Source organism: Rhodoferax sp. LS1R11 (assembly GCF_056521395.1).
This window is the reverse complement of record NZ_JBWMAW010000021.1, coordinates 41,374-62,314: the sequence shown is the minus strand read 5'-3', so window position 1 is coordinate 62,314 and position 20,941 is coordinate 41,374. Positions and strand designations below refer to the sequence as shown.

At 59.1% G+C, this 20,941-nt stretch carries 20 protein-coding genes; 9 read left to right on the top strand and 11 right to left on the bottom strand.

Going from position 1 to position 20,941, the window contains the following annotated elements; all coding sequences use genetic code 11:
* Nucleotides 1-471: 471 nt before the first annotated feature.
* A complete protein-coding gene (locus tag AC097N_RS19305; RefSeq protein WP_479583696.1) occupies nt 472-678 on the top strand; it encodes a hypothetical protein in 207 nt (68 codons plus the stop codon).
* Nucleotides 679-705: 27 nt separating this feature from the next.
* A complete protein-coding gene (locus tag AC097N_RS19300) occupies nt 706-1,080 on the top strand; it encodes a DUF3616 domain-containing protein (RefSeq protein WP_479583695.1) in 375 nt (124 codons plus the stop codon).
* A 313-nt stretch (nt 1,081-1,393) separates the two neighbouring features.
* On the opposite strand, the gene AC097N_RS19295 is transcribed toward AC097N_RS19300, so the two are convergent.
* Nucleotides 1,394-2,431, bottom strand: a complete 1,038-nt coding sequence (locus tag AC097N_RS19295) for a hypothetical protein (protein ID WP_479583694.1) — start codon at nt 2,429-2,431, stop codon at nt 1,394-1,396.
* Between the two features lie 196 nt (nt 2,432-2,627).
* Between AC097N_RS19295 and AC097N_RS19290 the strand changes: the two genes are divergently transcribed.
* From AC097N_RS19290 to AC097N_RS19265, 6 genes are all read left to right on the top strand, one after another.
* On the top strand, nt 2,628-3,977 hold the full coding sequence (locus AC097N_RS19290) for an NAD(P)-dependent oxidoreductase (protein ID WP_479583693.1): 1,350 nt from the start codon (nt 2,628-2,630) through the stop codon (nt 3,975-3,977).
* A 57-nt stretch (nt 3,978-4,034) separates the two neighbouring features.
* On the top strand, nt 4,035-5,348 hold the full coding sequence (gene preA / locus AC097N_RS19285; protein ID WP_479583692.1) for an NAD-dependent dihydropyrimidine dehydrogenase subunit PreA: 1,314 nt from the start codon (nt 4,035-4,037) through the stop codon (nt 5,346-5,348).
* A 79-nt stretch (nt 5,349-5,427) separates the two neighbouring features.
* On the top strand, nt 5,428-6,870 hold the full coding sequence (gene hydA, locus AC097N_RS19280) for a dihydropyrimidinase (RefSeq protein WP_479583691.1): 1,443 nt from the start codon (nt 5,428-5,430) through the stop codon (nt 6,868-6,870).
* Nucleotides 6,871-6,905: 35 nt separating this feature from the next.
* The gene (locus AC097N_RS19275) at nt 6,906-8,165 is read left to right on the top strand and encodes a Zn-dependent hydrolase (protein ID WP_479583690.1); all 1,260 of its coding nucleotides are present in this window, start codon (nt 6,906-6,908) and stop codon (nt 8,163-8,165) included.
* A 30-nt stretch (nt 8,166-8,195) separates the two neighbouring features.
* On the top strand, nt 8,196-8,456 hold the full coding sequence (locus AC097N_RS19270; protein WP_479583689.1) for an antitoxin: 261 nt from the start codon (nt 8,196-8,198) through the stop codon (nt 8,454-8,456).
* Entirely contained in the window at nt 8,453-8,878 is a 426-nt protein-coding gene (locus tag AC097N_RS19265) for a PIN domain-containing protein (protein ID WP_479583688.1), read from the top strand. Before AC097N_RS19270 ends, AC097N_RS19265 begins: the two co-directional genes overlap by 4 nt.
* Here AC097N_RS19265 and AC097N_RS19260 read toward each other — a convergent pair.
* The 10 genes from AC097N_RS19260 to alsB form a co-directional block, all read right to left on the bottom strand.
* Nucleotides 8,865-10,022, bottom strand: a complete 1,158-nt coding sequence (locus tag AC097N_RS19260; protein WP_479583687.1) for a Gfo/Idh/MocA family protein — start codon at nt 10,020-10,022, stop codon at nt 8,865-8,867. The two genes, AC097N_RS19265 and AC097N_RS19260, sit on opposite strands and share 14 nt — an antisense overlap.
* Nucleotides 10,023-10,026: 4 nt before the next feature.
* Nucleotides 10,027-10,977, bottom strand: coding sequence for a transaldolase (gene tal / locus AC097N_RS19255; RefSeq protein ID WP_479583686.1), 951 nt, complete (start codon nt 10,975-10,977; stop codon nt 10,027-10,029).
* Nucleotides 10,978-11,047: 70 nt separating this feature from the next.
* A complete protein-coding gene (locus tag AC097N_RS19250; RefSeq protein ID WP_479583685.1) occupies nt 11,048-12,067 on the bottom strand; it encodes a hypothetical protein in 1,020 nt (339 codons plus the stop codon).
* A gap of 8 nt (nt 12,068-12,075) precedes the next feature.
* Nucleotides 12,076-12,735 carry a nucleoside/nucleotide kinase family protein gene (locus tag AC097N_RS19245; protein WP_479583684.1) on the bottom strand — a complete coding sequence of 220 codons (660 nt, stop codon included), beginning with the start codon at nt 12,733-12,735 and terminating at the stop codon, nt 12,076-12,078.
* 6 nt (nt 12,736-12,741) lie between these two features.
* Nucleotides 12,742-13,605 (bottom strand): sugar phosphate isomerase/epimerase family protein, encoded by an 864-nt coding sequence (locus AC097N_RS19240; protein ID WP_479583683.1) that lies wholly within the window; start codon nt 13,603-13,605, stop codon nt 12,742-12,744.
* The gene (locus AC097N_RS19235) at nt 13,602-14,570 is read right to left on the bottom strand and encodes a hypothetical protein (RefSeq protein ID WP_479583682.1); all 969 of its coding nucleotides are present in this window, start codon (nt 14,568-14,570) and stop codon (nt 13,602-13,604) included. Before AC097N_RS19235 ends, AC097N_RS19240 begins: the two co-directional genes overlap by 4 nt.
* A 16-nt stretch (nt 14,571-14,586) precedes the next feature.
* Nucleotides 14,587-15,615 carry a hydroxyacid dehydrogenase gene (locus AC097N_RS19230; RefSeq protein ID WP_479583681.1) on the bottom strand — a complete coding sequence of 343 codons (1,029 nt, stop codon included), beginning with the start codon at nt 15,613-15,615 and terminating at the stop codon, nt 14,587-14,589.
* Between the two features lie 34 nt (nt 15,616-15,649).
* A complete protein-coding gene (gene alsC, locus AC097N_RS19225) occupies nt 15,650-16,639 on the bottom strand; it encodes a D-allose ABC transporter permease (protein WP_479583680.1) in 990 nt (329 codons plus the stop codon).
* A 25-nt stretch (nt 16,640-16,664) separates the two neighbouring features.
* Nucleotides 16,665-18,173 carry a sugar ABC transporter ATP-binding protein gene (locus AC097N_RS19220; protein ID WP_479583679.1) on the bottom strand — a complete coding sequence of 503 codons (1,509 nt, stop codon included), beginning with the start codon at nt 18,171-18,173 and terminating at the stop codon, nt 16,665-16,667.
* Nucleotides 18,174-18,237: 64 nt separating this feature from the next.
* On the bottom strand, nt 18,238-19,182 hold the full coding sequence (gene alsB / locus AC097N_RS19215; protein WP_479583678.1) for a D-allose transporter substrate-binding protein: 945 nt from the start codon (nt 19,180-19,182) through the stop codon (nt 18,238-18,240).
* Between the two features lie 392 nt (nt 19,183-19,574).
* Between alsB and AC097N_RS19210 the strand changes: the two genes are divergently transcribed.
* A complete protein-coding gene (locus AC097N_RS19210) occupies nt 19,575-20,810 on the top strand; it encodes an ROK family protein (RefSeq protein ID WP_479583677.1) in 1,236 nt (411 codons plus the stop codon).
* Nucleotides 20,811-20,941: the final 131 nt, after the last annotated feature.

The window sequence follows — 20,941 nt, the reverse complement described above, 5'->3', positions numbered from 1 at the left end:
GGCTGTGCTCCTGTTGTGAACGAGGCCAATTGCCTCAATTCACAACATAGGCACGCACATCCCCCTGTGCAAAACACACACGCCGGCTCGGAGACTACCGCGACAGCGGTTTCGTCCTACGACCAAAAGGAGTCGTAGCTTCAAGGTCCTCCATTGCGGTCATCGAGTCAAGCGTAACCAACAGCCGAAGGCATCACGACTGCGGATGACTCCGGCCAATACTCAACATTGAGGGTTGGGACAAAATTTTCCAGATCAATCCAGCAATGTTCGTTATCGAACAAAGCGCGCCTGTACGTTAGATATAGACTTAATTGTCTGTTCTCCTTCCTTAAAGAAGCTGGCGAAAAACGATGACTGCGTTTGAAGAAGATAGATTAGAAATATCAGAAATACCGAATACAAAAAACCGGGGCAGCGCCGTCCAGCTGTGTATGCAATCTCAACGGTCCACTTGACAAGGAAACCACCATGACGAGCAAACAAAACCCACGTGACAAACAGGCCCCTCATACCGGCAAGGTCGAAAACGACACCAACAAGCTGGGTGAGCAGCAGCCCACGCAGTTGAATCAAGGGCACCGTACGCCGGACAGCCGTAGCGACCGCGAGGCGCACGTGGGCGGCAGCAATCAGTCGCAGTCGCGGCGCGGGCCGGTGGGCAGCCCCAAGCGTTGATTCTCGGGGATCTGTTCGTTAGCGCGGTTGCCCGGCACGCTGATCCACGCCAACCTTTCTGGCGCTGCCTTCTCGGGCGATTGGCTGTGGATGGTTGGCGACGACCTGTACATCCTCGCCGGGCCGACGATGATGCTCGATGGCGAGATTCGCGTCTTCAAATGGTCGGGTGCCAAACCCATGCTGGCCGCCAACCGCGAGTCGGTGCGTTTTGAGATAGCGCTGACTGAATCGGTCTCCTTGCCACACGGTCGCGGCATCAACCGCGCGGAGGCCCTTTGCAACCTGCCGCCAGGGCTGGTACCAGGTACGCCGAGCTGGCTCGTTCTGTACGACGCGCCGGGTGCTGATCGCAAGGACGGTGAATACACCGTCTTCGGCGACATGTGGCGCCACGATTGACGCACCTGTGGTCAACTTACTTCGACGAATTGTTCTCCCAAGTCATCGTTACCATTAATAGCAGCAAGTTCAAGGCACGCCAGACAACTTCTAGAGGGGACGAATAAAGTAACCCATTTTTGGCGCACGGAGATACACGCAGCCCGCTGAAGCCAGTCACATAAAAAATCGCTCACGGAATTCACGTAACCGCTTCCGATTTTCTGCAACACTCCTTCTGCTTGCGCAGTTTCTAGTGTGTTGCATCGACCGGTTGAATCCAAACCACAAAGCTGACGGATCGGCGGCTCCCCTCAAAAATCAACCCTGCTCGTCAAGGCTGTTTCACGATCACCGGCTGCACCTGAAACACATTGGCTGATGCGGTGTCCACCGTCACCTTGACCCAGTGCAGCGAGGGGCTGCCAAAGGTTTGCAGGCGCGTCAGGTTGGGCAGCAGTTTGGCAGGGCTGTACAGGGGCTTGTCGAGCTTGAAGAAGTGCGTGTCGCCGTGCACAAACAGCACCTGGCCCTTGTAGGCTTCGGTTTGTGCGACCAGTGCATCCATGAAATTGCGGTAGCCGATGACGCCCGGTGCGTTGCTTTCGTTAACCTCTTCGGTCTCGGGCAAGTCAAAACCGGGGTCGGCCTGCACCACAACCACCACACCCGCGGCGCCTTGGGCCTGGGCTTGTGCAAAGGCGGCTTTCAGCCACACCACGTTGGCGGCGTCACGCTCCAGGTACTCGGCATTGGCGGCATCGCATTGCGCGGCATTGCGGGCACTCTTGTTCGCGCAGTCTTTGGCATTCAAGATGAGGTTGTTGTTGCTGCCCGGCATATTGATGCCGGCAAACACCACACCACCATGGCTGAAACGGGTGTTCTCCACATACTTCTCGCCGGGCTTGCCTTGGTGCTCTAGCGCCATCTGGTTTTGGCCCAGGCTGCTCAGCGTGGGGAACATCACGCGGCGAATATGCGCCAGGCGCTCCAGCGCGTCATAACCCCCGTTGTTGATGCGGTGGCAATCGGTCCACTCGTTGTCACCGGGCACGTAGACCACGGGCTTGGCCATGCTGCCGAACATCTTGAGCGCATCGGTGTAGATGTCGTCCGTGCACTTGGAGCTGCCGTCCTTGATGTCACCGTCGTAAATCGAAAACGCGATGTCGGAGGCGTTGATGCTGTTCAGCACGGCGGGCAACTTGGGGTCGTCCCCGGCTTTTTTGTACGGCATGTCGCCCCACAAACCAAACGAGTAAGCCTGACCGCCCAACGTACCCGCTGACGACCCGGAGGGCGTGCTGGTGGAGGCACAGGAAATCAGACTCAACGCGACCATCACGGACGCCACACTTCGCAACAACATGCCAACACCTCCAACAAAAACAATGGGACACGTCCACTTTATGTAGCCCACGTGACGGGGCCGTGACAAGACCAACTTGGTGCAAACCCCTAGTTGCACGGTGGCACATGTATTGCTAGTATTCAGGCAGAAGTTGACTAAACGGTCAGATTTTTCAGCTTGCGGTTTTGGGTCCACTTTTTCAGGAGTTACCAGCGTGTCCATTTCATCCTCCCCTGATGTTCGTCCCGGTCGGCTCAACGCGTCGGAGTATGCCCAGCGCTTTGGCGATGCCACGCCCCGGTTCACGCAGGCGCAGGCAGTGCTGGAAGCCGAGCGCTGCCTGTACTGCTTTGATGCGCCTTGTGCCACCGCCTGCCCCACCAGCATTGATGTGCCGTCCTTCATCAAGCGCCTGGCCGATGGCAACCTGCGCGGCTCGGCGCGCGCCATTCTGGAGAGCAACCCGCTGGGCGGCATGTGCGCCCGCGTCTGCCCAACCGAGAACCTGTGCGAGGCCGTGTGTGTGCGCAACACGCAGGAGGGCAAGCCGGTGGCCATTGGCCGCTTGCAACGCCACGCCGTGGACGCCTTGATGGAAAGCGACAAACCGCAACTCTTCACCCGCGCCGCCAGCACCGGCAAAAAGGTGGCGGTGGTGGGCGCTGGCCCGGCCGGCCTGGCCTGTGCCCACACGCTGGCGCGCCAGGGCCATGACGTGGTGGTGTTTGACGCCCGCGCCAAGGCCGGTGGCCTCAATGAATACGGCCTGGCCAGCTACAAGACACCCGACAACTTCGCCCAGGCCGAGGTGCAGTGGCTGCTGGACCTCGGCGGCATTGAGGTGCGCACCGGCTGGAAGCTGGAAACGCCCGCGCAACTCGATGCCCTGCGCCAGGACTTTGACGCCCTGTTTCTGGGCATGGGCCTGAGCAGCACGCACCAGCTCAAGGTGCCCGGTGAAGCGCTGGACGGGGTGCAGGACGCGGTGGACTTCATCGCCACGCTGCGCCAGACCGAAGACCTGGCCACGCTGCCCGTCGGTCGGCGTGTGATCGTGATTGGCGGCGGCATGACGGCGGTGGACGCCTCGGTGCAGAGCAAGCTGCTGGGCGCCAAGGTGGTTCATATGGTGTACCGCCGTGGGCCGGACACGATGTCGGCCTCCCGGGCCGAACAGGAATGGGCGCAGACCCACGGCGTGGTGCTGCACCAGTGGCTGGCCCCGGTGGAAATTCTGGGCCACAACGGCCATGTGAGCGCCGTGCGTTTTGCCGAACAGGCCTTGACCGATGGCAAGCTGCAACCCACGGGCCGCGAGATCACCTGGGAGGCCGACATGGTGCTCAAGGCCATCGGACAGCAATTGGGCAACCCGGTGCTGGCCCAGGCCGGCCTGACGCTGGACGGCGGCCGCCTTGCCACCGACGCGCAAGGGCTGACCAGCCTGCCCGGCGTCTGGGCGGGGGGCGACTGCCGTGCGGGCGGGCTGGACCTGACGGTTGAAGCGGTCGAACACGGCAAGCAGTCGGCACGGGCCATTCACGCGCACCTCGTGCGCGCCTGAACCGGCCCGATCTGCCCAACGCCACCCCTCATCACCCCTCACATTTCGGAGCTCTTCATGGCCAATCTGCACACCACGTTCGCGGGCATTGAAAGCCCCAACCCCTTCTGGCTGGCGTCTGCGCCGCCCACCGACAAAGCTTACAACGTCAACCGCGCCTTTGAAGCCGGCTGGGGCGGCGTAGTCTGGAAAACACTGGGCGAGGCCGGGCCACCCGTGGTCAACGTCAACGGCCCGCGTTATGGCGCGCTGCTCACGCCGGACCGGCGGCTCATGGGGTTCAACAACATCGAGCTCATCACCGACCGCGACCTGGAACTCAACCTGAGCGAGATCACCGAGGTCAAGCGCAACTGGCCGGACCGCGCCATGGTGGTGTCGCTGATGGTGCCCTGTGTGGAGGAGTCCTGGAAAGCCATATTGCCGCGCGTGGAAGACACCGGTGCGGATGGCATTGAACTCAACTTTGGCTGCCCGCACGGCATGAGCGAGCGCGGCATGGGCGCCGCCGTGGGCCAGGTGCCTGAGTACATCGAGATGGTCACGGCGTGGTGCAAGCAGTACACCCGGCTACCGGTGATCGTGAAGCTCACTCCCAATATCACCGACGTGCGCCTGCCGGCCCGCGCGGCCAAGCGCGGCGGGGCCGATGCGGTGTCGCTCATCAATACCATCAACTCCATCATGGGCGTGGACCCCTACACGCTGAAGATGAGCCCCAGCACCGGCGGCAAGGGCTCGCACGGCGGTTACTGCGGCCCGGCCGTCAAACCCATTGCGCTCAACATGGTGGCCGAAATTGCGCGTGATCCGCTCACTGCCGGGTTGCCCATCAGCGGCATCGGCGGCGTGGGCAACTGGCGCGATGCGCTGGACTTCATCGCGCTGGGTTCGGGCACGGTGCAGGTGTGCACCGCCGCCATGGTGTACGGCTTCAAGATCGTGCAGGAGATGACGGACGGTTTATCCAACTACATGGACGAGATGGGCTTCCAATCGATTGACGACTTCCGCGGCAAGGCCGTGCCCACGGTGAGCGACTGGCGTTACCTGAACCTGAACCACATCAGCAAGGCGGTCATCAACCAGGACAACTGCATCCAGTGCGGGCGCTGCCACATTGCGTGCGAAGACACCTCGCACCAGGCCATCACCACCACCAAGGACGGCAAGCGCTTTTTCGAGGTGCGCGAGGACGAATGTGTGGGCTGCAACCTGTGCGCCGTGGTGTGCCCGGTGCCCGAGTGCATCACCCTGCGCGACCTCGCCCCCGGCGAGCTGGACCTGCGCACCGGCAAAACCGTCAGCGCCCAACACGCCGACTGGACCACCCACCCGAACAACCCCCTGCGGGTTGCGCAAGAGGCTTGATTCCCACCGGTTTAGGGATCAAAATGACCTCTAGCCCCCGTTCCATGTGCGCAAGCAGCTATACATTCAGGAGCAACTCATGAGCACCCTTTTCATTCGTGGCGGCACCGTGGTCAACGCCGACCGCGCCTTCAAAGCCGACGTCATCACCCAGGACGGCAAGATCACCGCGGTGGGCGAGAACCTCTCAGCCCCGGCAGGCGCCACGGTGGTGGACGCCGGCGGCCAGTACGTCATGCCCGGCGGCATCGACCCGCACACCCACATGCAGCTGCCCTTCATGGGCACCACCACCATGGACGACTTCTTCACCGGCACGGCCGCCGGCATGGCGGGCGGCACCACCACCATCATCGACTTTGTCATTCCCAACCCGCAGCAGTCCATCATGGAGGCTTACCAGACCTGGCGCGGCTGGGCCGAAAAAGCCGCGTCCGACTATTCCTTTCACGTCGCCATCACCTGGTGGGACGAGTCGGTGAAACACGACATGGGCACACTGGTACAGCAAGAGGGCGTGAACAGCTTCAAGCACTTCATGGCCTACAAAAACGCCATCATGTGCGACGACGAAACGCTGGTGAACAGCTTCAAGCGCTGCATGGAACTGGGTGCCATGCCGACCGTGCACGCGGAAAATGGCGAACTGGTTTTTCTGCTGCAAAAGCAGGTGGCCGAGATGGGCATCACCGGTCCTGAAGGCCACCCGCTCTCGCGCCCGCCAATGGTGGAAGGCGAAGCCGCCAACCGCGCCATCGCCATTGCCGAGGTGCTGAATGTGCCGATCTACGTGGTGCACGTGTCCTGCATCGAGGCGGCCGAGGCCATTGCCCGTGCCCGCGCCCGCGGCCAGCGCGTGTATGGCGAGGTGCTGGCCGGGCACCTGGTGGTGGACGACAGCGTGTACCGCGACCCCGACTTCTCAGTAGCCGCCGCCCATGTGATGAGCCCGCCGTTTCGCTCCAAAAACAACCAGGAATTCCTGTGGCGCAGCCTGCAAAGCGGCAACCTGCACACCACCGCGACCGACCACTGCACCTTCTGCGCGGCACAAAAAGCGGCCGGCAAAGACGACTTTTCAAAGATCCCCAACGGCTGCGGCGGCGTGGAAGAACGCCTGGCCGTCATCTGGGACGCGGGTGTGAACACCGGGCGGCTCACGCCCTCCGAGTTCGTCGCCATCACGTCAAGCAACACCGCCAAGCTGTTCAACATCTACCCGCAAAAAGGCAGCGTGTCAGTGGGCTCCGATGCCGACCTGGTGGTGTGGGACCCGCAAGGCACCAAGACGCTGTCTGCCAAAACGCAGTTTAGCAAGGGTGACTTCAACATCTTCGAGGGCCGCACGGTCAAGGGCATTCCCAGCCACACCGTGAGCCAGGGCAAGCTGGTGTTTGTGCAGGGCGACCTGCGCGCCGAGCGCGGCGTGGGCCGCTACATCAAGCGCCCTGCATTTGGCGCGAACTTTGCGGCGAACAAACAACGGGCCGAGACGCTGGCACCGACAGCCGTCCTCCGCTGACAACCAGCCTGGCCCAACCTTTTCCGGAGCACACCATGAACACTGCAACCGCCATCGACCTGGATTCCATTCGCATCAACGGCCCCCGCCTGTGGGACACCCTGATGGAGCTCGCAAAAATTGGGGCCACGCCCAAAGGCGGCGTCTGCCGCCTGACCCTGACCGACCTCGACAAACAGGGGCGCGACCTGGTGGTGGCCTGGGCCAAGCAGGCCGACATGACGGTGACCATCGACAAAATCGGCAACGGCTTCATGCGCCGTGCCGGGCGCAACAACAGCCTGCCGCCCATCATGACCGGCAGCCACATCGACACCCAGCCCACCGGTGGCAAGTTCGACGGCAACTACGGCGTGCTGGCGGGCCTGGAAGTGGTGCGCACGCTCAACGACTTGGGGCTAGAAACCGAAGCCCCGATTGAAGTCGCCTTCTGGACCAACGAAGAAGGCTCGCGCTTTGTGCCGGTAATGATGGGCTCAGGCGTGTTCGCCAAGGCCTTCACGCTGGAGCATGCGTATGCCGCCACCGATACCGAAGGAAAAAGCGTGAAAGGCGAGCTGGAGCGCATTGGCTACATCGGCAAGCAGGAGCCTGGCGACCACCCGATTGGCGCGTATTTCGAGACGCACATCGAACAAGGCCCGGTGCTTGAAGACCACGACGTCACCATTGGCGTGGTGCAGGGCGTGCTGGGCATCCGCTGGTTTGACTGCACCGTGACCGGCATGGAAGCCCACGCCGGCCCCACCCCCATGGCGCTGCGCAAGGACGCGATGCAGGCCGCCACCCACATCATGCAAGAGGTGGTGGCCAGCGCGCTGCGCCACACGCCACATGGCCGCGGCACCGTGGGCATGGTGCAGGTGTTCCCCAACAGCCGCAACGTGATCCCCGGCCGCGTCAAATTCAGCATTGACCTGCGCAACGCCACCGACGCGCTGGTGGACCAGATGGCTGACGAGGTCAAAGCCTTCTCCGCCAAGGTAGCGAAGGACAGCGGGCTGGAGGTGAACATTGAACTGGTGTCGAGCTACTCGGCCATCGGTTTTCACAACGACTGCATCGACGCCGTGGCCCGCGCCGCGGCCAAGCTGGGCTACTCCAACATGCCCGTCGTCTCCGGCGCCGGGCACGATGCGGTTTACATGGCCAAGCTCGCGCCCAGCGGCATGATCTTCATCCCCTGCAAAGACGGCATCAGCCACAACGAGATTGAGGATGCGAAACCGGAACACATTACCGCCGGGTGCAATGTGCTGTTGCATGCGATGTTGGAGCGGGCGGGGGTGGTTTGAGGGGGATTCATTGAAAGAGAAGTTCTTCGTATGAGCAGCACCGCCAAAATTTTCACCATCAGCGACGCGCAAGTCGTTCACTTGCCGCTGGAGTTTCGCTTCGATTGCAACAAGGTCTACATACGCCGAGACCCCGCCACAGGGGACGTGGTCTTGTCCCGTCGCCCCGATTCATGGGATGGCCTCTTTGCCCTTTATGAAACCACACAGGTTCCCGCAGACTTCATGTCGGAGGTCGACCGCAACCAGGGCGAGCAAGTGCGCGACCCCTTTGCGGATGCCGCCGCATGACGCTCTACATGCTCGACACCCACATTGCCGGTCACATCATCAAGGGCGATATGCCGGCCATCACCCAGGCGGAATGGCTGTACGGCGTCGCCAAGCGCGGCCACCCTGTCGGGTTATCAGCCCGGGTTCATGAATTTCTAGCGCGGGTGGAAGTCATGCCATGGACGGCGGAAGTGGGGCATGTTTACGGCGACCTGCGCGCTGAGTGCGAGGCTGGCGGTATCACGCTGGCACCGATGGACATGATGATCGCCGCTCACGTCAAGGCGACAGGTGCGATCTTGGTGACGCGGGACAAAGCGTTTGGCCGCGTACCGCAGGGCTTGACGCGGGAAGACTGGAGTCAGGCTACGCATGCACCAGCTAGGGCCAGCGCAGCCGCCAAGCTGCGCTACTCCAATATGACTTTCAATCCACCGTAACCCAGGCTGAGTTGAGGTTATTGCTCTTGAGCGCAGCGTCAATGAAGGCAAGGCTGCGAATGCCTTCATCCAATCCCGGCACACGGGCCCTCATCACGGCTTCTCCGCGCTGATGCTCGCGGATATCCAGCGCAAAGTCACGGTACAACTGTGCAAAGGCTTCAATGAAGCCTTCAGGGTGGCCTTGCGGCAGTCTGGTTGCATCCGTTGCGGATTGCGGCAAGTCAGACATGCCCCGCGTCAGCCGCCGTGCTGGTTGCCCCAGCGCCGTGAACCAAAGCTCATTGGGCTGCTCCTGCTGCCATCGCAGGGAAGCCTTGCTACCGTAGACCCGCAAACGCAGTCCATTCTCTTCACCGCATGCCACCTGGCTGGCCCACAACAGGCCACGGGCACCGCTGGCATAACGCAACTGGATTTGCACATGGTCGTCCACCCGGCGGCCAAGCACAAAGCTGGTGAGTTCTGCACTGATCTCACGGGGCGCCTCGCCGCTTACAAACTCGGCCAGATGCGCCGCATGCGACCCAATGTCACCCAGGCATCCGGCCGGCCCCGCAAGCGCCGGGTCCGTGCGCCAACTGGCCTGGCGATTCCCGGAGTCCTCCAGAGGCTGTGCCAGCCAGTCTTGTGCATATTCCACCTGCACGATGCGCAAGTCACCCAATATGCCGTTTGCCACCATGTCACGTGCGGCCCGCACCAAGGGATATGCGCTGTAATTGTGCGTAAGGCCAAACAGGCAGTTGTTCTGCCGGGCAAGCAGCAGCAGTTTTTCACCATCACTTCGCAGGGTGGTAAGGGGTTTGTCGCACATGACATGCAAGCTCGCTTCCAGGAAGGCCTTGGCAACGTCAAAGTGCAAGTAGTTGGGCACCACGATAGAGACCACGTCAATGCCATCGTCGCGCTGCGCCTCCAGGCGTGCCATCTCCCGAAAATCGGTGTAGATGCGCGTCGGGTCAATGCGCATCTCCAAACCGCTCTGCAATGCGCGGTCCGGGTCAGAAGATGGCGCTACCGCCACCAGCTCGTAGTCGTCATCGAGCCGTGCCGCCAGCCGGTGCACCGCGCCAATGAAGGCACCTTGCCCCCCTCCGACCATGCCCAGGCGAAGGCGACGAGGCTTAACGGTGTGTGTCATGAAATCAACCCGCCTGGATCATTTGATCCAGCACCACGGAGTCCGCACAAAATGCACGAATGCCCTCGGACAATTTTTCAGTCCCCATGGCATCCTCATTCAGGGCGAATCTGAATTGGGACTCATCAAAGACCTGCTCCACCAGCACCCGTTGTCCGGCCTCCGCCGCCTTCAGCAGCACCGCCAGGGGGGCCGTGCTGGCGCTGAGCTCGGTTAGCAAATGGGGACTGATGGTCAACAGGTCACAACCCACCAGCGCCTGAATTTGACCCACGTTGCGAAAGCTCGCACCCATGACTTCAGTCGCAATGCCAAAATGTTTGTAGTAGTTGAATATCTCGCGCACCGACTTGACCCCCGGATCGTTGACGCCGCTGTTAAGCGCCTCATCCCAGGTCGGTCCGGCGGCCTTTTTGTACCAGTCATAAATTCTGCCCACAAACGGTGAGATCAGCTGGACCTTGGCCTGTCCGCAAGCCACGGCTTGGCAGAGCGAAAAAAGTAGAGTCAGGTTGGTGTGGATTCCCAATAGCTCCAATTGTTTGGCCGCCTGAATGCCCTCCCATGTCGAGGCGATCTTGATGAGAATCCGGTCCAGCCCCACGCCCTCTGAACGGTACATCGCCACTAGGCGATGGGCTCGCTTCACGGTCGCGGCGGTGTCGAAGCTCAGCCTCGCATCCACTTCGGTCGATACGCGACCCGGTACGTGCTGGAGAATTTCACAGCCAAAGCGCACCAGAAGACGGTCAACGATTTCATCGGTCGCCTCCCCCCGAAAACGGTCAACAGTCTCTTGCAGCAAGGGCAGGTAGTCGGCCTTTTGTACCGATTTCAAGATCAGGGAAGGGTTGGTCGTGGCGTCCTGGGGCTTGTATTGTGCAAGCTGGAAAAAGTCGCCCGTGTCGGCCACCACGGTGGTGTATTGCTTAAGCGATTCAAGTTGGTTTGACATAGAGAGAACTTTTCGAAGGGGAAAAAAACACGGACAGCGAGGCAAAAGCTTGTGGGAGGGGTGGTTTGTGTCAGAGTGGCTCAGGGCTGAGAGAAGCTGCCACGGAGTAGCTCACCACAAGCGGCTTGTCGGGGTCCAGAAACACCCCTTTGTGACTCGACAGAGGATGCTCGTCCCCCGGTACCACGACGCGCCCCAAATCAAAGAAACCCGACATGGGTTCTATGCCCAATGCAAAGTGACGACCGGACCATGGCGCATGACGACGGCCTGCGTTGCTGATCCAGATCAAGGCGTCGGGCAGGACGGCGGTGTTCCAGTCCAAGTGGATATCGATCTGGTCCTCCAGGTAGCGCAACTTGAATGGAGGCTTGCAGTCCACCATTTGCATCAACTCTTCGGTGTTGTAGGGCAGCGGTAGCCGATGGAAATCCAACGTGCCGGATGCTGTTGGCATCGCATCCATTGAGGCGGCAGAAACGTTGGGCTGCAAGCGGGAGACACCGGGTTCCGTGGGAATGGGATAGGTATCGATGCGCTCAGCATGGGCCGACATGATTTCTACACCAGATTCGGGGATGGCAAAGGTAGGGTGCAATGCAAGCGGCAGCTGAACACGCTGGCGGGCATGAACCGTTAGCTCCACATCGACGGAAGCCGAATTCTTTGACGGTCGGACCACCCGTTCAAGGCGTTCAATGGGACTTCCTTCGGGATAGACAATCCCCACCGTCAGGGCCTCATCCGTCTGGCCAATGAGATACCAGTCATGGTTGGCGGTGTAGCCGTGATCCCACGAGTCTTCTGCGTCATGCGCCGTCCACCCCTGCGGCAGCCCCTTGGGCGCTCTGCTCGCACCATAGGGCAGGCAAGGCCATTCCCCTCGCAGTCTGCGCAGAACACCCGGCAATGCCGGATTGTTTTCCACGCCCCACGGAGCGACCTGAAGCGGTGAAATGGTCCTGCCATCGGGCAACAAAAATGTCAGCGGTGCCAACATGCCACCGAGGGCTTGCACGGTCACTTCGCCAAAGGACCATCGCAGCGTCCATTCGACCGGGGAACGGTTTTGATTGTCTTGATGGGTCATAGTCAGGGCTAGTTGACTTGGACCTTGAAATGCACGCGGTCCATGGTGGATTCAATCAGGCGCGCGTTGGGCTCATCAGTGCTTTGCACCCAGTCCCGGGCCGCCTGTCTGGAGCGACCGAACTGCATATGCCTCGCCACCAGTCGCTCCAACCGGAGTGCAGGATCCACGTCAACGTACCAAATCTCATCAAGCAGGCCCGCCACATGGCGCCAACCGCCTTGATCCAGGGCCAGGTAGTTGCCTTCGGCAATCAGCAATTGGGCCTCGGGGAAAATGGGAATGGCCCCCGCAACGGGTTCCTCAATCTCGCGACGAAATTCAGGTGCATAGACTGTTTCATCAGGCGCTTGTTGACGCAAGCGCCTGAGCAGGGACACGTAGCCATGGCTGTCAAACGTGTCCGGCGCGCCTTTGCGAGAAGAGCGACCCAGGCGAGCCAGCTCCACATTGGCCAGGTGAAAACCGTCCATCGGCACAATTTGCGAGCGGTCCGGGTACAAGGCTTGCAGGCGCAAAGACAGCGTTGACTTGCCTGATCCGGGGGGGCCAATGACGCCCACGATGGTTCGGGACTCACCCATCAAGTGTTGCTGCAGTCTGGCGCTGGCTTGCTCAAACGTCAAGATTGGGAAGGACTCGAGCGTCGTCATGACCGGCTTGTTCATGGGGTATCAAGGTTTCTTGGCGTGGGTAACACCATCTGCCATGAACTGGCGCGCGTGCTTGGCCAGGTCCATGCCATCGCTCCACAAATTGCGCCAGACAGACAGTGCGTTCGACAGGTTGTGGTCAACCACAGCCGAAGAAAAGCTCTCGAAGGTGATGACACCTTGGTAATCAATGGTGGCCAGGGCATCGAAAAACTCCGGGAAATTGATGGTGCCAGTGCCCAGGTAGCCGCGGTTGCTCTCGCCAATATGGACATAGCCCAGGCGCTCACCACAGGCAAGGACCGGACGCAGGAAATCGGACTCTTCAATGTTCATGTGGTAAGTGTCGAGGTGGACTTTCACATTGGGGGCATCGACCTTGTCCAGCATTTCCAGCGCCTGCATGGCGGTATTGAGCTGGTTACTTTCATAACGGTTCACCACCTCCAGACCGAGTGTGACCCCCTTTTTGGCAGCAAAGTCCGCCATCCGTTTGACGGATTCGGTGGCATGACGACGTCCCTTTTCCGTCAGGGGGCCCGGGTATTTGGCCATGGCACCATACAGAATGCCGCCAAAGTAGTTACCACCCAGTTCTGCGGCAAGGGTGACGCCCTCTTCAAGCATGGTGATGCCGCGGGCCACGCATTCGGGGTCTTCGCTGGACACATCTGCCGCAAAAGACAAGCCACGTGAGCATCCGACCTTCATGCCGAACTCCTGCAGCAAATCACGTGTCAATGCGACATCCATCACCTCCGGCGCGTGCAAAGACAGCTCAACCAGGTCGTAGCCCGCTTCCTTGGAACTCTGGATGATTTTTCGCGCAGAGGCGGGTGCCAGGTCACCGGCCCATACCAATGCGTGGATACCTAATGTGTTCATGTTGTTTCCTTTTCAGTAAAAGTTGAGGGTGGGTGCGGATCTCCCTGGAGGGAGCTAACGCGTTCGTGAATGAGGTAGCGAATACAGTCACCGGGACTGAGTTGCTGCAATGGAGAATGGGTCTCGACTTCGAAGTAATCCAGCCTGGGGGCGTTGAAGACCTCGATCGGGTGGCCATGCGCATAGGCTTGGCTCGGGTCAACCAGCGAACGACGGGCGTAGCGGATACCCCAGTCCTCAAAATCAGCGTGGATCAGTCCTTCTTCACTGTAGAGGCCGCACTTGAATTCCCTGGCCGTCACGCAATGAATGCGTGCATGGCCGGCAGACACTTCGACCGTGCCGTTGCCCACCAACGACGCCAGCGGCTCTTTTCCGGGCAATGCGGCAACGCCGCAGGGGTGCGTCGGGTGGATTGACGCCAAGGGCACCGAGACCCTGCCTGGCCTGCACAGCATCAACACGTCCCATACCCCGCAAGTACGTACATCGGTGCCGCAATTGGCCAGGGTATGTTCCACCGTCCACGCGGTGGCATTCGCAGGCAACGTCAGGCGTCGACTGATTTGAAGTCCGGATGCGCTGCAGATCGGGCTTTGAACGGCCACGCCCATGGACTCAGCGGTGCACCAAACCTCTTTGACGATCCAGGGCAGGCTGTCGAGATCACGGTGAGGCGCCCCTTGTGGCCAATCGGACTCCGGCGCCACCCATGTCTTGCCACCCCCCCAGAGCGGGAAATTCCAGTCCCCGCACAGAGCAGCCCAGTCAGAAGCATCCCCTGAGTACGTGCGCCCCTCCAGTTCCGGATGCACAAAACAAAGTTCCTGGCCCGCCAGGTTGACGCCCATGAGCCGCCCGCCCACGCCGGGCACCACGCTAAGGGTCAGGCCGTTCTGTCGCATGACAAAGGCAGGCCACCCCTTGAATAGCTCTTGTGTCAGAGCGCGAACGGATAACTGCATGGCGAAGTCGGCTTGCTCAGCTCTTGTCGACCGGCTTGCTGCGGAACATGGCAACCGTTTCGGGTTGAGCGACCTTGCAAAGACAAGGCGGCAAACCGCGGGCGATCAGCTCGGCATCGGATGTCACCAACACGCCAATGTTGGCCAGTGCATCGTCCAGGGCGCCGGCCTGGTGAGGGGACAACAGCAAATAGTCGCCCTGGCGTGCCCGATGCTGCTTGGGCAACGGCTCCACAGGAAACACATCGGTCGCCACGCGAATATGACCGGTCTGCGCCACATCGAGCATGGCCTCAAAATCCACCACACCAGCCCGGCTGACCAAGACCAGACTGGCACCGGGCCTCATGGACAGAAATGCATCACGCCCCAGAAAACCCTGGTTCTGCGATGTGACGCCGGCGACGACAAACACGATTTTTGAAGTGGTCAACACCTCCTCCAGATCCGCAGCCTGGCATTGGTAAGACGCGATGAATTCCGTGGGCAACCAGGGGTCATACGCTTTGAGGATCGGGTGGAATGGCGCCAGCAAAGGCACGATGGCGCGGCCCAAATCACCAAACCCAATGAATCCAATGGTTTGCCTGCGAAGCGAATAGGCTTCGCGATTGGCATCCAGACCGTACTTTTCGCATCCTTCACGAAAGTAACGATCCGAGCGGCTGATGCCGCGTGCCAGGTCAATGGCCATACCCAGGGCGGCCTCCGCAACGGGCTCGGCAAAGACGGGGCTGATGTTCAGTATCCGGATGCTCTTCGCAATGGCACAGGCGTAGTCAATGTTGGGAAGGAAGTTGCCTTCCACATTGAAGATGGCTTTGAGGTTCGGCGCGGCTTCGATTCTGGCCTGCGGCATATCCAGTTGCCCGATGAGTATCTCCAATCGGGGGGCCAGCGCGTCATACTGCGCCTGCGTTGGGGGCGCATCGTCAAACACATGAAGCTCCCCCAAGGCCCGGAGACGCTCCAGATGCGCTGGGGTGAATATGTCCGCCACTTTTCGGGGTGCAGGAACTAAAAGAATAATTTTTGAATTGGACATGTTTGACGCCATGGTTCGATGGATGAATGCAGGCCTACTTTTGTTTGCCAAACAATTTGTCTGCAGTCACCGCACCAATGATCAGCGCACCCATGACGATTTGCTGGTAGTAGGACTGAACGTTCATGATGTTCAGAATGTTGCTAATCACGCCGATGATCAAACCACCGACCACCACACCCGTGACCAGTCCGCGCCCACCAAAAAAGCTGGTGCCGCCAATAATGGCTGACGCAATGGCAAAGGTTTCAAACCCGGTGCCCGCATTGGGCTCGGCAGCACCCGTGCGCGCAACGGTAACCACCCCTGCAATACCCGAACAAACGCCGGAAATCACAAACACCACCAGGGTGTGCAGCTTGATGTTGATGCCGGAGAACCAGGCGGCTTGGGCGTTGCCACCCAACGCATAGATGTTTCTTCCCAGCCGGGTGTATGACGCCAGGAAGTACAGGAATCCGGCCACGGCAATGGCAACCAGTACCGGCACCGGTATGCCCAGCAACCGACCTGCAACCACATTGGAAAAATCCGCCGGGAAACCAAAGACAGAGCGTGCATCCGAAATGATGAGCGTCAGGCCCCGGTAGATGGCCATCATGCCCAGCGTGATGATGAAGGGGTGCAACTGGGTGACGTTCACCAAGACGCCATTGATGGCGCCCAGCAGGGCCCCCAACACGATCCCGCCCAACAAAACCGCCAACCAGGGAGGACAACCGGCCACCATGAGTTGTGCGGTGACCATCCCGGTCAGCGCCAGCATGGAGCCCACCGACAGGTCGATACCCGCAATCAATATGGTGAAGAAGACGCCGCAGGCCAGCAGGATCATCACCGAGCTTTGCAGCAGCACCTGGATCAGGTTGTCTTTGGTCAGAAAGAATTCTGGTGACAGGGCGCTGCAGATGGCAACCAGTATGAAGAGAATGGCAAGGGTCCCGTAGCTTTGCCACAGCGTGCTCAGGTCAAGCTTTGCCTTGGGGCTGTCACTTGCGCTTGGAGCCTTGGGTGAGGTGATCATTGTTTTTTCCATGTTCTTGCCGTGTTCAGGTGGTTGCGATGTGCATGATGTTTTCTTCGGTCGCGTCTGCGTTATCCAGCATCTCGGCGATGTACCCATCCTTGTAGACCGCGATGCGATCGCACACGCTGAGCAATTCGGGAAGTTCTGACGAGACCATCAGGATTCCTTTGCCTGCATCTGCAAGCTGCCGCATGATCTGGTAGATCTCGCTCTTGGCACCCACGTCGATACCGCGTGTGGGTTCGTCGAAGATAAAAAGGTCACTGTCGGCCGCCAGCCACTTGGCGATGATGGCTTTTTGCTGGTTTCCGCCAGACAGTTCGGTGATGTTCTGGTCTGGCGAAGCACAGCGAATGCGCAGCTTGGCTTTGTACTGTTCACCGAATGACTTCTCTTGGGCAAAATCCATTCTTTGCAGTGAGAGCTGTCTTTTTGCAGTCTTGAGGGACGGCAGTATTGAAATATTCTGTGCGATCGAAAAATTGTGGAAGAAACCTGTATGGCGGCGGTCTTCGGTGACGAATGCCATGCCCGCTTTCACCGCGTGATAAGGGGACTTGACTTCAATTTTCTTGCCGTTGAAAACAATGTGTCCCGACTTCAGCTCGCGCGCACCAAAAATGGCTTCCATCAGTTCACTGCGGCCCGAACCAATCAGTCCGGCAAATCCCAGTATTTCACCCCGACGTAACGTGAAGCTCACATCCCTCACACGGTCGTCAACCGTCGTCATGTTCACAACCTTGAATACTTCTTCGTGACCGGCGCTGGCCAAGGGTTTGGGGCGTCCGGCCTCCACCTCGCGGCCAACCATCGCCGCAATCAGTTTCTGGGGTTCGGTGGTCTTGGCAGGAAACGTCGCGACATAACGACCATCCTTCAGCACCGAGACACGGTCCGCGATGATCGGTATTTCCTTGAGTTTGTGGGAGATGTAGACAATCCCGATACCTTGCGCTTTGAGTTCACCAATGACCTGGAAAAGGTGCTTGACCTCTTCGTCGGTGAGAGAAGACGTTGGCTCATCCATGATGATGACCTTCGCGTCGCTTGCCAAGGCTTTGGCAATTTCAACCTGCTGCTTTTCGGAAATGGACAGCTTGCCAACCAAGGTGGCCGGGCTCCGGTTGAGTCCCACACGCCTGAGCGCATCGGACGCCTTTTCCCGCATCAGGGCATGGTTGACCACCGGCACACCCAGTATTTTTCGTGTGGGCAGGTTGCCAACAAAGAGGTTCTCTTCAATGGACAAATAGTCGATGACGCTCAGTTCCTGGTAGATCAACCGGATACCGAATTTCTTGGAGATGTCAGGTGTCAGTGCGCTGTAGCACGTGTCACCGAGCTGAATTTCACCAGCCGTGGGCTGGTAGATGCCGCTCAGAATTTTCATGAGCGTTGATTTACCGGCCCCGTTTTCACCCAGAAGCGCATGAACTTCGCCGCAATGGACGTCAAAACTCACGTCCTGCAATGCGGTGTTGCTCCCGAACCGCTTCACAATTCCGCGGACATCGATCAAGTTGGTCATATATTTCTGAGTTGAACTTCAACAGCCCGGGCAAGGAGATCGCCCCCTGCCCGGGAAAACAGTCTTAGTCCTTGGACACAATTTGTGAGTCAACAGCGACGAATGCGGGCGCTGCATCGACCTTGATGGCCGGCTTGTTCTTCAGCGTGGTGATCATGACGTCGAGTGCCTTGGCACCCATGCCCGCCGAATCCTGTGCCGCGGTGGCGGTGAGTTCGCCGCGCTTCACCGAGTCGATGGCTTCAGGCACACCGTCGGTGCCAATGACCATGACCTTGCCCAGCTTGTTGGCATTCTTGACAGCCTGCAAGGCACCGAGAGCCATGCCATCGTTGGCCGCATAGATCGCCTTCAGATCGGGGTTGCGTTGCAGGATGGTGTTGGCCACATCCAGCGCTTTGGAGCGATCCCAGTCACCAGGCAAGCTGGCAACGAGCTGCACATTCGCCTGGGTTGCCAGGGCCTTCTTGACACCATCACGACGGGCATCACCGCTGGAGTTGCCGGCCTTGCCTTCAATGATGGCGACTTTGCCACCGCCCGCTCCGATTTTCTTCAAAATGAACTTGCCCGCTTTTTCACCCAACGCGAGGTTGTCGGTGGACAAAAATGCCACCACGCTACCCCCTGCTGCTTTGAGTTGCCCCATGTCCGCGCGCTCGTCAATATTAATGACGTAGATGCCTTTTTTGGTAGCAGAGGCCATGGCCTGAACCAGGTTCACCGGGGAGATGGGCGCCACACCCACGGCTTTGTAGTTCTTGTTGATGACATCTTCCATCAGGCGCTGCTGCCCTGTGATGTCGTCTTCACCCGCTGCAGCAAACACATCGACTTCCACGCCGCGCTTTTTAGCTTCGGCAACAACACCTTCCTTCATGGCCACCCAGTAGGGACTCGCCAAGGTCTTGAGCACCACGGCGTAGTCTGCGGCTTGCACATTGGCAACCAGACCCATGGAGAAAGACGCAGTTGCAGCCAAGGCGATGGCAATTTTCTTCAGTTTCATATTGACTCCTATATAGCGCGTTCGCGCTGATTTTTATGACGTGATCGAGGTTTGAGAGGTGTGGCTTGAGACTTCTTGATCGATGGAAGATTCCTTTGCAGTCAGTGTTATTTGGATGACTCGCGGGGAGTCAAAAAGTATCCACTTTGGCCTGATGTTCGCGCACGGCGTTGATTTCACGAACTTCACACAATGCTTGTCTCCTGTTGCCTTTTAGGCCCAGTTAATTTTCAGCAAGTTTATATTTAGCTCACAACTATGATCTTTTGTATTATTTATGCCGAGATTCGTTATAAATATGACATCTATTGACGAATTAGGGTTAACACCTAGGTGATTTCTGATTTAATTAAACATCTGGAAGTCTTTTCCCATCGCCACCCAAAACACGTATGAAGCACACCAACCTCGTCGGAGCCGATCACCCCAGTGAAGCTGGGTCCACTGTGTTTCGGCTTGGAAAACTGGAGATTCAAAGTGAGTTAGCACGGCTGATTTCCACGCATCCAGGCATTGGAAGGGCCGACATCGCAAGGCTGACGGGCATGGCGCGATCAACCGTCTCTGACCATGTGCAACCGTTGCTGGATGCGGGTCTGTTCAGTGAACAAAAAGCCAAGTACGCGGGACGCGGCAGACCGTCTGTCGGACTGACGCTGAATGCCCATGCCGGATCCATACTGGTGGCAGACATTGGCATCACACATGTGCGATTGGTGATCGCCGACCTCGGGCACCGCAAGTTGGCCGAAGAAGCTTTTTCACCCGACTTCAGCATTCCACCGGAGGCCCTGCTCGAAAAAATTGTCGTCAAATTCACTGAAATGCGCGAGCTACAAAAGCTGTCGAACACCCCCATTCGGGCCATCGTGGTGGGCGTGGCCAGCCCCGTCGACTTTGAAAATGGCGTGTCGGTTCGGCCACCCATCATGCCTGGTTGGGATGGATTCCCCATCGCCGAATGGCTCAGGAAAAGAACCCATGCCACGGTACTGGTCGACAACGACGTGAATTTAATGGCATTGGGTGAGGCCCGCTCAAGACCTGCGTCTGAATCACCACTACTTTTCATCAAAGTCGCCAGTGGCATCGGTTGCGGAATCATTACGAAAAGCGGGGAACTCCACCGTGGCGCAGACGGCGATGCGGGCGATATCGGCCACATTCGCGTTGAAAAAGGTGCCAATGTCACATGTGCCTGCGGGAATACAGGATGCATAGAAGCCATCGCGTCGGTGAACGCCATCATGCGGCAAATCAAAGACATCAAGGGCAACGACGCCGAGCCATTGCCAGACCTTGGGGCCCTTGTCTCCGCTGGTGATACCACGGCTATCCGGCTGGTACGTGAAGCCGCCTCGCAAATTGGTGAGGTGGTTGCCACGCTGGTGAATATGTTCAACCCGGCCAGCATCGTTTTAGGGGGCAAACTGGCTCACATGAGCGATGACTTGCTGTCAGGCGTTCGCGCCGCAGTCTATCGGCGCGCCCCCCCATTGGCCACAAGAAGGTTGACGATCGAGAACTCGCGCGTAGGACGGGAAGCCGGCATCATTGGCGGAATCGTTTTGGGCGTTGGCAACACCTTGTCAACGCAAGGTCTGCTCAGAATTCAGGAAGGTCATTGAATGACACTCCGATGTAATCCCGCATCACCACCGTGAGCCAGTCCATCACCACGCGCACACTGACTGGCAGATAACGGTGACCTTGAGCATGATCTGCAAGCGCTGTTCGAGCAAGTGGGCCTGGCAGCGAA

Bases quoted from the DNA above. Each gene is read 5' to 3' on its own strand.
- hydA (WP_479583691.1), top strand. From the start codon at position 5,428: ATGAGCACCCTTTTCATTCGTGGCGGCACCGTGGTCAACGCCGACCGC.
- tal (WP_479583686.1), bottom strand. From the start codon at position 10,977: ATGTCAAACCAACTTGAATCGCTTAAGCAATACACCACCGTGGTGGCC.
- AC097N_RS19240 (WP_479583683.1), bottom strand. From the start codon at position 13,605: ATGAACACATTAGGTATCCACGCATTGGTATGGGCCGGTGACCTGGCA.
- preA (WP_479583692.1), top strand. From the start codon at position 4,035: ATGGCCAATCTGCACACCACGTTCGCGGGCATTGAAAGCCCCAACCCC.
- AC097N_RS19275 (WP_479583690.1), top strand. From the start codon at position 6,906: ATGAACACTGCAACCGCCATCGACCTGGATTCCATTCGCATCAACGGC.
- AC097N_RS19305 (WP_479583696.1), top strand. From the start codon at position 472: ATGACGAGCAAACAAAACCCACGTGACAAACAGGCCCCTCATACCGGC.
- AC097N_RS19235 (WP_479583682.1), bottom strand. From the start codon at position 14,570: ATGCAGTTATCCGTTCGCGCTCTGACACAAGAGCTATTCAAGGGGTGG.
- AC097N_RS19245 (WP_479583684.1), bottom strand. From the start codon at position 12,735: ATGAACAAGCCGGTCATGACGACGCTCGAGTCCTTCCCAATCTTGACG.
- AC097N_RS19260 (WP_479583687.1), bottom strand. From the start codon at position 10,022: ATGACACACACCGTTAAGCCTCGTCGCCTTCGCCTGGGCATGGTCGGA.
- AC097N_RS19270 (WP_479583689.1), top strand. From the start codon at position 8,196: ATGAGCAGCACCGCCAAAATTTTCACCATCAGCGACGCGCAAGTCGTT.
- AC097N_RS19250 (WP_479583685.1), bottom strand. From the start codon at position 12,067: ATGACCCATCAAGACAATCAAAACCGTTCCCCGGTCGAATGGACGCTG.
- AC097N_RS19265 (WP_479583688.1), top strand. From the start codon at position 8,453: ATGACGCTCTACATGCTCGACACCCACATTGCCGGTCACATCATCAAG.
- AC097N_RS19230 (WP_479583681.1), bottom strand. From the start codon at position 15,615: ATGTCCAATTCAAAAATTATTCTTTTAGTTCCTGCACCCCGAAAAGTG.
- alsB (WP_479583678.1), bottom strand. From the start codon at position 19,182: ATGAAACTGAAGAAAATTGCCATCGCCTTGGCTGCAACTGCGTCTTTC.
- AC097N_RS19295 (WP_479583694.1), bottom strand. From the start codon at position 2,431: ATGTTGTTGCGAAGTGTGGCGTCCGTGATGGTCGCGTTGAGTCTGATT.
- alsC (WP_479583680.1), bottom strand. From the start codon at position 16,639: ATGATCACCTCACCCAAGGCTCCAAGCGCAAGTGACAGCCCCAAGGCA.
- AC097N_RS19220 (WP_479583679.1), bottom strand. From the start codon at position 18,173: ATGACCAACTTGATCGATGTCCGCGGAATTGTGAAGCGGTTCGGGAGC.
- AC097N_RS19210 (WP_479583677.1), top strand. From the start codon at position 19,575: ATGAAGCACACCAACCTCGTCGGAGCCGATCACCCCAGTGAAGCTGGG.